The sequence below is a fragment of the Corynebacterium evansiae genome (genome assembly GCF_027570065.1).
GTDB classification, from domain to species: domain Bacteria; phylum Actinomycetota; class Actinomycetes; order Mycobacteriales; family Mycobacteriaceae; genus Corynebacterium; species Corynebacterium evansiae.
Map to the genome: position 1 here is coordinate 1 of NZ_JAKMUT010000002.1, position 13,493 is coordinate 13,493.

The following is a 13,493-nucleotide window of genomic DNA, read 5'->3' on the forward strand; positions in this document are numbered from 1 at the left end:
CGGTTAGCCAGACTGCCTTATCCATCAACGCTCGAAGATCCAGGCGCAGGCCGATGGCGAAGAGCATGAGGGTCACACCGATATCGGCGAAAAGGTCCAGGGAATCAACGTGTTCCACGCCAGCCGCGTGGAGTGCGAAGCCGGCGGCGAGGAAGCCAATGAGGGGTGGGAGCCGCACGGCCCAAGCAAGGAGGCCGCATACGAAGACCACACCGAGGTAAATCAGCAAGAGTTCCATGGATTGTAGTCTGCCTCACAGGGGCTGGTAACTCGCCAATGGAGGCGATTTCTACCCCCCAGTGGGGCAGATAGTATTGAAGGCACACGACCTGCGGCGGTTTTCAGGACAGGAGGTGCGCTGTGAAAACGTTTAGCTATACCGAGTACGAATCCCTGCGAGAAACTGCTTACCTACTGCGCTCTCCCGCGAACGCTCGCCGCCTCCTCAGTTCCATCGAGAATTTGGAGCGGGGGCGTGGCGCCCACCATGACCTCATTGAGGACTAATGATTCTCGTTTGGGATGAGTCTGCCTTGGGGGGATTATTTGTGGTGGCAGACGGCGGATCGCCGCACCCTGAAGAGAATTAACCGGCTCATTAAAGACATTGCCCGCAATGGAAACGAGGGCATCGGCAAGCCTGAAGCCCTGGAGACTGTAAGGTTGGGCCGCTTCGCAGCAGATTCCTGACAAGATTGGATAACGTGGGTGCATGAAAATAGTTGACGAATAGGAGTATGGAGTGGCAGGCGAAAACAGAGAGCTCGACGCCAAGGAGATCAGCGTTGGACGGCTGCTGCACGACGGGGACTACGAGTTCGTTATCCCCGAATACCAGCGACCATATGCCTGGGGCACGGAGGAGTCTCTACAGCTGCTGGCTGACCTGGTTGGGGCGCTGGAACGTGACACTGATGAGCCGTACTTCCTCGGCTCTATTGTTTTGGTTAAAGCCCCGAATGCTGTCCGTGCTGAGGTTATCGACGGCCAGCAACGCCTGACCACTCTTACTCTTCTGCTTGCAATCCTGCGCGACTTGGCTACTGATGCGGGGCTGCGTGAAGCGATTCACAAGCTCATCGAGAAGCCCGCAGTGGAGTGGGACGATATTCCCGCGCGCCCACGCCTGGCACTGCGCCCGCGAGACAATCAGTTTTTCTTGGAGCACGTACAGAAAGAAGGCAGCACCCTCGGGCTTATTGAGTTAAGCGATAACATCCCGGAAACCGATGCGCAGCGAGGTCTGCGAGATAACGCCAAGGCTCTGTACGAGGAATTGCAACAGCTGCCCGCCGAAACTCGTAAGGATCTCTTTCGCCTTATTGCACAGCGCGCCTTCCTCGTGACGGTTTCGACGCCCGATCTCAACAGCGCATATCGAATCTTCTCGGTGATGAATGCCCGTGGCTTGCCGTTGTCCCCGCAGGATATTTTCAAGTCGCAGGTCATCGGTGCCATCCCAGAGGACCAGAAGCAGCATTTTGCGGACAGGTGGGAGCATTTTGAGGAAGAGCTGAGCCGCGATGAATTCGGTGACCTCTTTCTTTACATCCGCGCCATTAAGGCCCGCACTCGTAGTGTTAAGAGCTTGCTCCATGAGTTCCGTGAACAGGTTCTGGAAGAATACATGCCGAACAACGGCAGCGGATTCATTCGAGAGGTTCTGGAGCCCTATGCAAAGGCCGATATCCGGCTGCTCTCCCAGGATTTCCAAGGCCCCGGTCCTTACTGGGACCAGGTCAATAGTTGGCTGAAGCGCTTGGCGCAGCTCGATAACGATGACTGGCGCCCTCCGGCATTGTGGGCGCTTACTGAGCACGGTGAAGATCCAGAATTCTTGGTTGCCTTCTTCGCCAAGCTGGAACGACTGGCCGCCAGCATGCTCGTTCGCCGTGTCTATGCCACTCCTCGTCAGCAGCGCTACATGGAATTGCTGAAGCAGCTTGACGAAGGTTACGGAATTGACGCTCCAGGCTTCCACCTTTCCGACTCTGAACGAGCAGACACGTTGGAGCGTTTGGACGGTGAGATCTACTTGTCGACTCGCGTGCGTAAGTACGTCTTGCTGCGTTTGGACTCTGTTCTGGCAGCTGACCCCGGTGCCTCCTATGATCACAAGATAATCACCGTTGAGCACGTATTACCTCAGAACCCTTCGGCGGGTAGCCAGTGGAAGCAGGACTTCACCGAGGAAGAGGCGGCTCAGTGGACCCATCGTCTTGGAAACCTGTTGCTGTTGAACCGCCGGACAAACTCCCGCGCCCGCAACTATGACTTCAACGTCAAGAAGGAAAAGTACTTCAAGTCGGGAAAGGGGGTAGCGGTCTTCGCTTTGACCACGCAGGTGCTTGGCGAACAGTTTTGGACCCCGGAGGTCGTGGAGCGGCGCCAGCGCGAGCTTGTGGGCGTCCTAGCGAAGGAGTGGCAGCTCTAGGGCTCCAACGCCCGTTCTAGGTCACCCGTAAGCTCGGCCGGTTTAGAACGGGTAGTCCGTGGCGTCGGGCGTCAAGAAAAGAACGCCAACGACCGTGCCCTCTCGGCTGACGGCGATCCGAGACATGAGTTCGCCGGCTTCGTGGTTGAGCGTCGAGACGACAACCGATGTGCCCGTGCTTTTTGTGGAGAGTGCTTCTGACGCCGATGCCGCGTTGCGGTCTCCCTTGATCGGGACGATCGTCTGGTCGGTGATCTCCTGGAGCTCGCCGAAGTCGGTCAGGATTGAAGTCCACACGTCCACGATGACGGACCAGGGGAGGTCCTCACGAACGTGCGGATCGAGCATTTCAACGGCTTCTGCTTCTTCGCCCTGGGAAATGTGGCGAATGAGCTTGTCTGAGATCTCTGGGAGCTTGTCGGTTGATACTGGGGCCATGGTTTCTCCTGTAAAGGGGTTTCGCACCGCACCGAATCGTTTGAAGGCTGCCTGGCGGGAAACATTGAGCGCCTGCCCAATGTCCGCCCATGAATGTCCCGCGTTCCTTGCTTGCGTGACGGCATCCTCCAATTCGTGTTCGGCGAGGCTGACTGCTTGCAGTGTGTGTCGGATATTTGTCAATGGATCCATGCCCGCAAGTCAACCATAGGTTGACGGTGGTGTCAACTAGTGGTTGACGATGGGGTGGGAGGCTGCTCTTAAACCTTGAAGTAGTGAAGTGGGGTAGGTGCAGCACGTTAGAGAGTGGGGGCGGTGGCTAAGGGTGGTCTATAAGGCAAGACAGCAAGGCTTGAAAGATTGAAGTTGTTCGATATTTCGTTCGAGGGTGTCAGCCCGGTGTCTATCGGGGTGATGCACTAGAAGGCGAGACAGCGCGTGCGTGTCTCGAGAACGATTTTGGACAGTGCGTTTACCGTAGGGGCACTGAGACTTTCGGCCCAAGGAGGCATGCCCGGTAGAGTACAGCGGAACTCAATCAGTCCGACGTTTGGAACACAGCGGGGTTGCGTCCCTTAGTGTGGTGTAACGCTGGCTGATGGTGGGGCCCGGAAAGTAGTGGGCGGCCACCGCCAGTTAGCCTTTCGACTCAAGTACCACATCTCACCGAAAGGCACGGAAAGTGTGGGTGATGCTGCGCCGGCTCTATCCGAACGAGCCGATCGCCAGGTGCACGGTCGAACGCCGTATACGCGCCCTGGGGCTGGCCGGGGTGTCCAATGCCCGGTCGACGACCACGACACGGCAGCCCAAGACCGCTTCGTATCCGGGGGACCTCGTCAAGCGGGATTTCACCGCAGACACTCCTGATACTCGCTGGGTTGCCGATATCACCTATGTGCCGACATGGAGTGGTTTCGTCTATGCCGCTTTCGTCATGGATCTGTTTTCCCGAATGATTGTTGGGTGGCGAGTCGATACGACTTTGCGGACCGATTTGGCGCTGGATGCTCTGGAGCACGCGTTATGGGAAAGGAAGCGAAAGAACAGGAACATCGACCAGTTAATTCATCATTCTGACAAGGGAAGCCAGTATGTTTCCATTGCTTATACAGAGCGTCTGCGTGAAGCTGGAATAGAAGCCTTGGTCGGTTCGACTGGAGATTCTTATGATAATGCCGCAGCAGAAGCGCTGAATAAACTATATAAGAAAGAGGTGGTGTGGCGCGAGGGGCCGTGGGCCGGTCGTGATGCTCTGGAATTCGCGACTTTGGAATGGGTGCATTGGTATAACCACATCCGCCCGCATTCGCGCTGCGGAGACCTCGCTCCAGCGCAGTTCGAGGAACACTACTACACTGAAACCAGTCGGCCAGTGGTGGCTGGCGTACCGCTATGAACTCTCCACCAAACTCGGAGCGATCCAGACCGAACACCATCCGTACCGCACGGGCACGAGACGACGCTGGATACTTCTGGGGCATATCCCAATCGTCCCAATAGAAGACCGGAACGAAACCCAGTGCGGTTCAGGTCCCTTCCAACGTGGACCCGTTGTACCAGGCGATCTGCGTGGGACTGATACGAATGGATTGGTTCCATCCAGCTAATCCCACCTGGGTGGCGTTCGTTGCGAGCTTGTCCGCCGTAATCGACCTCGCCCCGATACGCGAGGCACTAAGCACACCAGTGGTGATCTTGCCAGCGTCCAGCGCACCGATCTTCGCCGAGGTGATTGCCGCATCCGCGATCATTCCGGTCTGGATGAACCCGATCGCGATTGTCCCCGTGCTCTTTCGGCGGGAATTGCTGATGATCCTGTTTGTCTGGTTCTAGATAGTGTCTACCCACGCTCACTACGCTAGTCGCTTCACTCTATATGTTTCGAGTTGCCGGAATAGGTGTGGACACGTGGGTATAGAGGCGGCCTTTAGGCGGAGATGCTCCATCCTGCAGCCTGTGACCTGCGTTCCCAGAACCTGCGGTAGTCGCCGCCTGCGGCGTAGAGCTCCTCATGGGTGCCAATCTCGGAAATAGTGCCCTCATCGGAGAGCACCACAATCTGGTCGGCGCCGCGGACGGTGTCGAGTTTGTGTGCAACCACGATGAACGTCGAGTGCTGGCGCAGTGCCTCCATGGAGGCGAGAATATTGGCTTCGTTTTCGGCGTCGAGGGCCGAGGTCGCCTCGTCGAAAAGCACGATGGGGGCGTCTTTGAGGAGAGCTCGCGCGATAGAGACGCGCTGGCGCTCGCCACCGGAGAGCAGCCCGCCGGACTCGCCGACGTCGGCATCCCAGCCGAGCCGATCCGCAATTTCTGTCACGCCGGCGAGGTCCGCGACGCGCAGCACCTCCTCGCGCGTCGCCGTGGGCTTGCCGACGACAACGTTGTTGTACAGCGTGTCGTCGAAGAGATAGACGTCTTGGAACACCATGGACAGGCGGGACATGAGTTCTTCGGTGCCCATCTCGCGGATATCGACACCATCGACCCGAATTGTGCCGGAATCGACGTCGAAGAACCGTGAAATGAGCCGCGAAATGGTCGTCTTACCGGAGCCGGAAGGGCCCACAATCGCCGTGACCGTGTGTGGGGCGACGCTGAAGGAAACGTCGGAAAGCACTGGGGTATGGTCGCCGGAGTCGGTGTGGTAGCCGAAGGATACGTGATCCAACTCGACGGATCCGGAATTGTCGCCAGTTTGTGGGTTAGCAGGCTCCGGCAGCGATGCCGCGGTGGTGATTGTCGAGATTTCGTCGAGCGTCAGGCGGCCGCCATCCAGGCCGACGAAAGCTTCGCCCAAATTGTCGAGTATTTTCGAAAAACGTAAGGCGATGCCAACAATCGCCAAAGCCACCAGCGGATGCAGACTCTGATCCGCGGCAAGCCATGCTGTCAGCACGATGATGGCGACGACGAAGATCTGGGTGCTCAGGCCAGTGAGGACCAGCGCACCTGTCGCTACCCACAGTTCCCTGCGCCGTGCCCGGAAGTCGGCGTCGAGGGCGTCGGCAAGCGGTTCAAATTCCTTGTTGCGGCCAGCCGCGCGGAGCGTGGACTGGTTGCGGGCGTATTCGAGGATACGAGAGGACAGTTCTTTGCTCGCCGGCAGTGCCCGGTTGGCAGCCGATTTTTTGAGCGCATTAGCACCGGTCATCACGGCGATGACGATGGGTCCGAGGACGATGAAGATGAGCCCTAACCAGGGGTTCCAGAAGAATGCACCGATGGTGAGAGTCACTAGAACAGCTAATTCGCGAACGAGGATGCCCAATTGATGGGCGAATAGCTCGGTCGCCTGCATGAACTTGTCGGATACCAGGCTGGAGAGCCCTCCGGTACGCGAAGGGCGGAACCAGCCAAGGGGGAGCGTGGCCAGCTTATCGCCCACAATCTGGTGAGCGCTGCGCAGGAAGTCCAGAGCAACCGAGTAGCCCAGCAGGGTTGTCACGTAGCGGAGCCCAAAGCCAACAAGGGTAAGGACAAGCAGTATGATTAGCGGAACCGTGGGTACCTTGGCCTCGGAGAGCTGCTGCGTAATCGGCAATAGGGTCAGGATTGCCAGCCCGTCGGTGACGCCGACCGCAGCCATGAGGCTTAAGTGTTTTTTGGAGTTGGCCGCTCCGGTCTCGGTTTGTATCGCGTTCAAGTTTTTTAGCATGGTGGACACCGATGACATTAGTTCGTGTTTCCTTCCTGCTGGGACTGCCCGGCCTGCTGAAGCTTCTGGGCGTGCCCCGGCGCGAGCTCAATAATCTGGTCGGCACCCGCGATGGCCTCGGGTTTGTGGGCGATGACCAGCACGGTTTTGCCTTTCACTAGTTCATTGAGCGCTGCCTGAATCTCGGCTTCCGCGTCTGGGTCAACGGCTGTGGTGGCCTCGTCGAGGATGAGGATGGGGGCGTTGGTGAGAATTGCCCGGGCAATGGCGATGCGCTGGGCTTGGCCGCCCGAGACGTTGATGCCCTCGCCCATGACGGTGTCCAGCCCGTTTGGCAGTTGTTCGATAAATTCCGCGATATGTGCCTGACGCGCCGCCTGCCACACGGCATCGTCGTCGGCATCTGACTTGGCCAGGCGGATATTGTCGCGAATGCTCATGCGGAGCAGCTGCGTGTCCTGGATAACAAATGAAACAGTGCGGTAGAGGTGGGGGAAGCTAAACTCGCGAATATCAACACCGCCGAAGGTGATTCGTCCTTCCTCCGGGTCTTGGAAGCGCGCTAGCATCATCGCCAGGGTGGATTTTCCGCTTCCTGACGGCCCGACCAGGGCCGTGACCGTCCCGGGCCGCAGCGTGGCGGAGAAATTCTGAATCAGTGGGGCATCGTTGTAGGAGAATGTGACGTTGTCGAATGCGACGTCGACGGCGTCGCCGCTACCCCAGTCGTGCTTGTCGAGGTTACCTTCGGCAATGGGCGGCACATCGAGGACTCCTTTGAGGTGCAGCGCCACATTGCCCGCTAGCTGGTAGGACCACGTCATCATGCCGACCTGTTGGATTGTCGCAGGCAGGATCAGTGCGACCAGTGTGGTGGCCAGGATTTCGGCGGCCGAGGCGTCGGTGAAGAGGACACCACCGCCGATATTGACCAGGAGAATCAGCGGGATCCCGACGACGGATTCGCTCAGCGCACCGATTCTCAGCAACGGGCCTACCCATGCGTAGTAGAAGTCGGCGAAGTTTTCCGCGGCGGTAATGTAGCGACTATGGGCCTTGCCCGTGGTGCCAAACGCTTTGACGACGCTGATCCCCTCAGCGAATTCGACCACGCTGGAGGAGACTTCACCGAGGTAGGTGTCCATCTCGGCGGTCTTTGCTCCCATGTCTTTCATGGAGAGCATCTGGAGGGCAAAGTAGATGGGTATGGTCGCGATACTCAGCAGGCCGAGCCTCCAGTCAACAATGAAGCTAAAAATCAGCAGTCCCAGCGGGACGCCGATCGCCATAATCATGTCCACCGGCGCATGTGCCACCAGCGTGTGCAGCGTCCGGGTGTCGTCTTCTACTGCCTTACGGATTCGCCCGGAGCTGTTGCGCCCGAACCAGGATAGAGGCACCCGGGAGATAGTGTCGACGATCCTCAGTCTGGTCACGTGCACCAAGCGCAGATCCGCCAGGTGCGTGACTAGCAACGCCAGGAAGTAGAGGCCCGCCTGCCACAAAAATGCTGTGACAAGCCAAAAAATGATGTTCTTGACTCGTTCAGAGTCCACCGTGGCGGATTCCTGGTAGGCCGTGAGCAAGACGTCGCCAAGCCTGACCAGGGCGATGTACGGTGCTACGGCAAGCACGCAGGAGCCTAGCGCGAGGAGCTGCGCTAGGCGAATGCGCCATTGCACTGGCTGTAATAGCTCCTGCAAGGCCTTTTGCCCTGCCTTTCGCTTCTCGACGCCAGTGTTGCCGGATGTCGACGGTTCCGGATGCGTAGTAGATTCTTCTGAATTCATAGCAGTCCTCAGTGAAATTCAAGTGCGGTGCCCTAGTTGGAACAACCGCGATTGTTCAAACGATGCGGCGCGTCCGGAGCCAGCCCGCGGCGAGTGGCGCCGGTCGTGGGGGCCGCTCCTGTGGGGGCAGGGCTAGGTGTAACGCCAGGTTGCGATGAAGTCACGATATCTCCTTGCTGGAATGAAGACTTCGCATGAATAGCGTATATGGTTAGGCTACCCTAAAATCATAGAAGCCTGCAAGCCTGTGGCCTGGCCCCCTTTTGTAGGTCCAGTCATTGTGAGAGTTGTCGTGGTGCTCGAGGCTTCGGGCAGGGAGACTGGTCAGATCATGACAAACAGCAGGAAGCGTCACACGCCGGAGCAGGTGGTTCGTAAGCTCGGGCAGGCTGGCAGGCTGCTCGCTGATGGCGCCGATGTCGCGGCGGTATGTCGCGAGCTCGGCGTGTGCGAGCAGACGTACTACCGGTGGCGGAACCAGTACGGTGGGTTGAAAGCCGACGACGCGAAACGACTCGAGGAACTCGAGAAGCAGAACGCCACGCTGAAGCGGCTGCTGGCCGAGGCGGAGTTGGAGAAGGCCGCGCTGAAGGAGTTGGCGGAGGGAAGCTTTTAGGCCCGGGCAGACGCCGCGCCGCTGTCGCTCACCTGATCCGGACACTGCGCGTGAGTGAGCGGATGGCGTGTCGTCTGGCCGGGCTGTCGCGCTCGGCCTACCGGCGCCCGCTGTACCGGGAAACGGCCGCGGATCCGGACCGGGCATTACGCGACTGGCTCTGGGCGTACGCGAAGAAGTACCCAAGATGGAGATACCGCAGGGCGTATCACGACGCCCTGCGCAGAGGGCTGGATGGTCAACCACAAGAAGATCCAGCGGCTGTGGCGCGAGGAGGGCCTCCGTGTGCGGCAACGTCGCCGCCGCAAATGTGTGGGTGTCTCCACCGCCGGCGCGCCCTCCGCCTCGGCGCCGAACCTGGTGTGGACGGTCGACTTCCAATTCGACAGCGACGAACGCGGCCGGCCGATCAAGATCTGCTCTATCGTGGACGAGCACACTCGCGAATGCATCGCAGGCCTGGTCGACCGTTCGATCACCGCCACGAAGCTCACCTGCCACCTCGAAGCGCTCGTCGCTGTCCGCGGCGCCCCAGCGACGCTGCGCTGCAACAACGGGCCCGAACTGATCAGTGAGGCCATGGCGCACTGGGCCGGCACCCGCACCGGCTTGAGCTACATCCCGCCCGGGTCACCGTGGCGCAACGGCTACATCGAGTCGTTCAACAGCAGGATCCGAGACGAGTGCCTCAACATCAACACCTTCTACTCGCTGCTCCACGCCCGCGTGGTGATCAGCGACTGGAAAACCGAGTACAACCACGACCGCAGGCACTCATCGCTGGGCTATCTCACACCGGCCGACTACGCTCGGCAGTGCACCCATCAAATGGAAACCGACGACTCGCACAACGTCCGGACCTAACCGAGGGGGCAGGTCAGGTGGAAAGTGACCTTGTTGTCACAAAAGTAAGAGGGAATGACGAGGACACCAAACTATTTGTGTGTGAGGGTGAGCCGTGTCAGACACCATGCTTTACGACGGCCCGCCGCCGCCCTGTTCGCCTACTCGTAGGGCCACGGCCACGAGTCGGTCGGCACCGGTACCAGCGACGCCACTCTTTCGCGGAACTCGGCAAGGATGGGGTGCGCGGCCGGATCCGGTCCGAGTTCGAACCGCTTCGATTCCCGCGCCCGCCACGCGTCGGCGATGCGGAGGAAGGGCGCCACGTCGACGCCGAGATCCACCGCCTCCCTGGCGTCCTCCCCGTCTGCGCCGAAGTACACGACGGGCGCTGCCGGGTCGTCGGTGCGCACCGCCCACGCATCGCCGCCGTGTCCCCACGCGAACAGCCGATGAGTGGCTCCACCGGTGACCCGACCCGCAAATGAGCTCTGGCTCCACTGGTTCCAGGCGGCGACGTCAATGTTCACCGCGGTTGCCAGCTGGTGGCCGTGGAGCGCGAGTAACGCATCGGCCGTCTCCTGCCCGAGCACCTTGCGCACCGACAACCCGAGCACCAGCGAGACTGATTCCACCCGGTTCTTCCGCAGGAGGTCACGGTCGGCGACGACGTCGGACAGCGCCTTCACACCGGATGGACCATCGACGACGAGGAAAACGTCGTGCGCCAGATAGTGGTTGATCGCTTCGACGCACGTCGCCACATCCGTGGGCGCTCCCTGCAGCCGCAGACTGTACACGACATCCTCGAGGTGCTCCCCCATGGCGAGGAATTCAAGGCCTGCGGCGGTGGCTGCCTCGGGAAGAAGTTCCCGGCCATCGTCGCCGACCTTGGGGCACTCATCGATGAGGTAGGTGCCGTCCGCTCGAAGACCTCCCTCGGACGAAGGGCCGTAAAGACAAAACTCCCGCGTCCCAAAAACAACGCCCCGTGAATCGACGTCCACCGAATCAACGTCTCGGGGCTCGTCGCCCGGCGTCGGCGCGTGCAGCAGCGCTTCGACGACGCTCGCCATCGAATAAACGTGCCCCAGTTTCATCACGCCCTCAGCTTACCGGTATCGCGGCGATGACCTTCACCTCACCAGAACCGCACTGGCAATCGTGATGGCGATGGCGTGATCGCTGTCGTGGCGGCTGATGCTGACGTGGAAGTCGACGGCGGAGGCCCCGTGGGCACGCTCCTGCGGGGAGGTGGTGGGCGTCGCAAAGCAATAAACCACCGCGATCCGGCATGGATGTCATGTGCAGGCCTCTCGATACATTTCAGTCTGTGGAAGGTGCTACGTAGGCATCTTCACTACTGCGCGCGAAATCCCGACTGGTTCACCCCTCTACGGACGCCAGCCGGAGTAGCGGCGTGCCGGACACTTAGCGGCTCAGCAAGCTAATCTCCAAACGGTAGCACTGGGACGAATTCCCAGTTCATAGCCGGTAATGACGCTATCCGATAGCGCCACTCCGCACTGGGGTCTTGTATCCATCGTGACCGGTTGTGCGAAACTTTCATAGCACGAGGGATACAAACGCGCGCGAACTGCGATTTAGCTGCCTGACTGGTTCAACTAGCGAGGAGGCTATTCACGTGCTGTTGTCATTGCCCTCTCATGGGGACGGCTTCGATCTTGCCCGCCAGAATAGCGAGCCAGACAAAACACAAAACGGAAAAGGCTCTCCAGGGGTAACTGCCCATGACAATCGCTCGAGAAATCTTGCGCTTTAAGGGCAGCCACCTAATCTCTGAGCGGTTATATTCTTGTAAACACAAGTACGGCAAACCGTTTTCATCACAAGGGAAGCCCTATCATGGCGAGTGCGCTCACAGGACCAATCGCGGCCTTCAACGAGAGCCTTACATCCATTTTCTTCCAATTCATCGAGGAAAGTGTCTGGAATGTGGGCTCCTGGTCGGGGCCGCTCATTGACGGATTTGTGGCCCCAAAGATCACCCCATGACAAGTCAATGCCACCTTCGGGGATCCCGAAGCAACCGGTTGCGGGAGCCTGTGGACGCGGACGCCGTCTTGGAGTGCGAGGACCTCCACGGCGACCTGCGCACCGCCCCCGGCCGCCGAGATCTCGCAGTATGACGTCGAGATGATGGAGGACACCGCCATCCGCGGTCACTAGACACCATGAACTACGAGTTCCACGATTTCGAGACGCTCGTCGAGATTCCGGGCGAGTGGCAGGTCCGCCTCATCCTCTCCGATGACCTCGATGCGGCTTACGTTCCCCTGTCACCGGAGATGACGGCGCGCATCGCTGAGGCTCTCGAAGAGGCACCGGAGTGGTTGGCGGTAGCACGGGAGCGGATCCGGGAGGAATTTCCGGACGGTGAGGTACCTGAGCTGACCAGCGTGTGCGTGCTGTCCGAACCCCTGGAACGCTGGCGCTTCGGGGTGTCCTTCTGGCTGGCGGAGGATCGTGAGCACGGTCGGGGCCTGCAGTTCGCCGCCACCGAGACCGAGGGTTACACCGTCGTGGAGTACGGGGGCGCCGAGGTGGCCTTCTACTGATCCCCGCACACCGCTTCGTGCTCGACTTGCCCGGGGTGTTCGAGCTGGATCGTCGAGTGCTCGATGCGCAGTTCCCGCGGCGCCTGCTGCGCCGCCCCGAGAATTCCGCACTCCTCTGCCGGCACACGCTCCTGATCGACGACGGGGTAGGTGTCAGCATCGTCAAGAAAAACCATGGGGGCCAGAATCCCACAAAAATCCCACAAGAGATATGACAGCCACGACAATGGTGGCCCTCATGGCACTAACGACGTGGACCTGACCAGCGCAAACACAAAACCCCAGCAGGCAGCCAGCCGACCCAGCGCAACCGGACGCCACCGACAACGCTGACGGCACCGATAACGCAAGCACCCCATCGGACGCTGGTGGAACCGATAACGCAGGCACCGCATCGGAGGCTGGGGGAGCGCTGGCGCGCACGGGTGCAGAGGTTGTGCCTGCCGCGCTTGCGGCTGTGACTGTTGTGGCGGGCATGGCGTTGTTGTTGGTGATGCGCCGCCGACGTGCCTAAGGCGTCTTGAGGTGAGCCTCGTCGTTCCCTTTCTTGCGAGGGGAGGCGCTCGTGGATGTGGTTTTCATTTTCGCGAGGAAGCCGCGCAGCGTGATGAGTACGCCGTAGATGACGGAATACAGAACCAGGCGGTAGAGGAACGTGAGGAAGTCGTTGATGTCGCGGAGCTCGTTGCCCTCTGCATCCACGATGATGTTGTCGCGGGTGACGGCTGTTTCGCCTTGGGTGGGGTGCTCGATGATGACGCTAGCGGAGAGGTATTCGCCCTCGTTGAGGAACAGTGCCTCAAACGGCGCGTTGTAGATCGGGTTGCCAGGGACGTCCGCGATCGCGCTGACGATGGCCCCGACTATGAACAGGAGGGTACCGAACACGGTCCACCCCTTGCTTGGGAGGAGCAGTATGAGGAAGATCCCGAGGAGAATCCCTGATGCGACCCACGGCACTTCCGACATCACTACGACCAGGAGCATGAACAGTTGCATCCCTAGGGAGAACAGCCCGAAGATCAGGAGTAATCCGAGGACGACGAAGATAATTCGGATCTGAGGCGGGACCTTCTTGAGAAGCCTGCGAGCCATCGGAGTTTTCGAAGTATTCGGTGCTTCTGGTGAGGTT

General features: G+C 59.7%; 11 protein-coding genes and 2 pseudogenes. 6 read left to right on the plus strand and 7 right to left on the minus strand.

The annotated features are described in order from the left end of the window. A partial coding sequence (locus tag L8V00_RS01930) for a cation:proton antiporter domain-containing protein (protein ID WP_269944078.1) occupies positions 1 to 238 on the minus strand: 238 nt, incomplete at its 3' end. Positions 239 to 506: 268 nt separating this feature from the next. Between L8V00_RS01930 and L8V00_RS01935 the strand changes: the two are divergent. Both L8V00_RS01935 and L8V00_RS01940 read left to right on the plus strand, forming a co-directional pair. After that, positions 507 to 654: pseudogene (locus L8V00_RS01935) on the plus strand (type II toxin-antitoxin system YoeB family toxin); the annotation flags it as partial. 88 nt (positions 655 to 742) lie between these two features. Continuing rightward, positions 743 to 2,434: a DUF262 domain-containing protein gene (locus L8V00_RS01940; RefSeq protein WP_269944079.1), complete on the plus strand. Its 1,692-nt coding sequence runs from the start codon at positions 743 to 745 to the stop codon at positions 2,432 to 2,434. 42 nt (positions 2,435 to 2,476) lie between these two features. On the opposite strand, the gene L8V00_RS01945 is transcribed toward L8V00_RS01940, so the two are convergent. Continuing rightward, complete coding sequence (locus tag L8V00_RS01945; RefSeq protein WP_269944080.1) at positions 2,477 to 2,872, minus strand: hypothetical protein; 396 nt, start codon at positions 2,870 to 2,872, stop codon at positions 2,477 to 2,479. 682 nt (positions 2,873 to 3,554) lie between these two features. Here L8V00_RS01945 and L8V00_RS01950 point away from each other — a divergent pair. After that, the gene (locus tag L8V00_RS01950; RefSeq protein WP_049050034.1) at positions 3,555 to 4,271 is read left to right on the plus strand and encodes an IS3 family transposase; all 717 of its coding nucleotides are present in this window, start codon (positions 3,555 to 3,557) and stop codon (positions 4,269 to 4,271) included. A 221-nt stretch (positions 4,272 to 4,492) separates the two neighbouring features. Continuing rightward, positions 4,493 to 4,708, plus strand: coding sequence for a hypothetical protein (locus L8V00_RS01955; protein ID WP_049050033.1), 216 nt, complete (start codon positions 4,493 to 4,495; stop codon positions 4,706 to 4,708). Positions 4,709 to 4,802: 94 nt separating this feature from the next. On the opposite strand, the gene L8V00_RS01960 is transcribed toward L8V00_RS01955, so the two are convergent. Beyond that, a complete protein-coding gene (locus tag L8V00_RS01960) occupies positions 4,803 to 6,551 on the minus strand; it encodes an ABC transporter ATP-binding protein (protein ID WP_035004040.1) in 1,749 nt (582 codons plus the stop codon). Beyond that, positions 6,551 to 8,323: an ABC transporter ATP-binding protein gene (locus tag L8V00_RS01965; RefSeq protein ID WP_049050031.1), complete on the minus strand. Its 1,773-nt coding sequence runs from the start codon at positions 8,321 to 8,323 to the stop codon at positions 6,551 to 6,553. Before L8V00_RS01965 ends, L8V00_RS01960 begins: the two co-directional genes overlap by 1 nt. 331 nt (positions 8,324 to 8,654) lie before the next feature. Here L8V00_RS01965 and L8V00_RS01970 point away from each other — a divergent pair. Beyond that, positions 8,655 to 9,803 (plus strand): annotated as a pseudogene (locus L8V00_RS01970) (IS3 family transposase). Between the two features lie 140 nt (positions 9,804 to 9,943). On the opposite strand, the gene L8V00_RS01975 reads toward L8V00_RS01970, so the two are convergent. Continuing rightward, entirely contained in the window at positions 9,944 to 10,858 is a 915-nt protein-coding gene (locus L8V00_RS01975; RefSeq protein WP_269944081.1) for a DUF7716 domain-containing protein, read from the minus strand. Positions 10,859 to 11,977: 1,119 nt separating this feature from the next. On the opposite strand from L8V00_RS01975, the gene L8V00_RS01980 reads away from it, so the two are divergent. Continuing rightward, positions 11,978 to 12,361: a hypothetical protein gene (locus L8V00_RS01980; protein WP_016663416.1), complete on the plus strand. Its 384-nt coding sequence runs from the start codon at positions 11,978 to 11,980 to the stop codon at positions 12,359 to 12,361. Here the strand turns inward: L8V00_RS01980 and L8V00_RS01985 are convergent. Both L8V00_RS01985 and L8V00_RS01990 read right to left on the minus strand, forming a co-directional pair. Beyond that, entirely contained in the window at positions 12,355 to 12,537 is a 183-nt protein-coding gene (locus L8V00_RS01985) for a hypothetical protein (RefSeq protein ID WP_049050027.1), read from the minus strand. The genes L8V00_RS01980 and L8V00_RS01985 overlap by 7 nt on opposite strands. A 334-nt stretch (positions 12,538 to 12,871) precedes the next feature. Beyond that, positions 12,872 to 13,348, minus strand: coding sequence for a hypothetical protein (locus tag L8V00_RS01990; protein ID WP_153245988.1), 477 nt, complete (start codon positions 13,346 to 13,348; stop codon positions 12,872 to 12,874). Between the last annotated feature and the right edge of the window lie 145 nt (positions 13,349 to 13,493).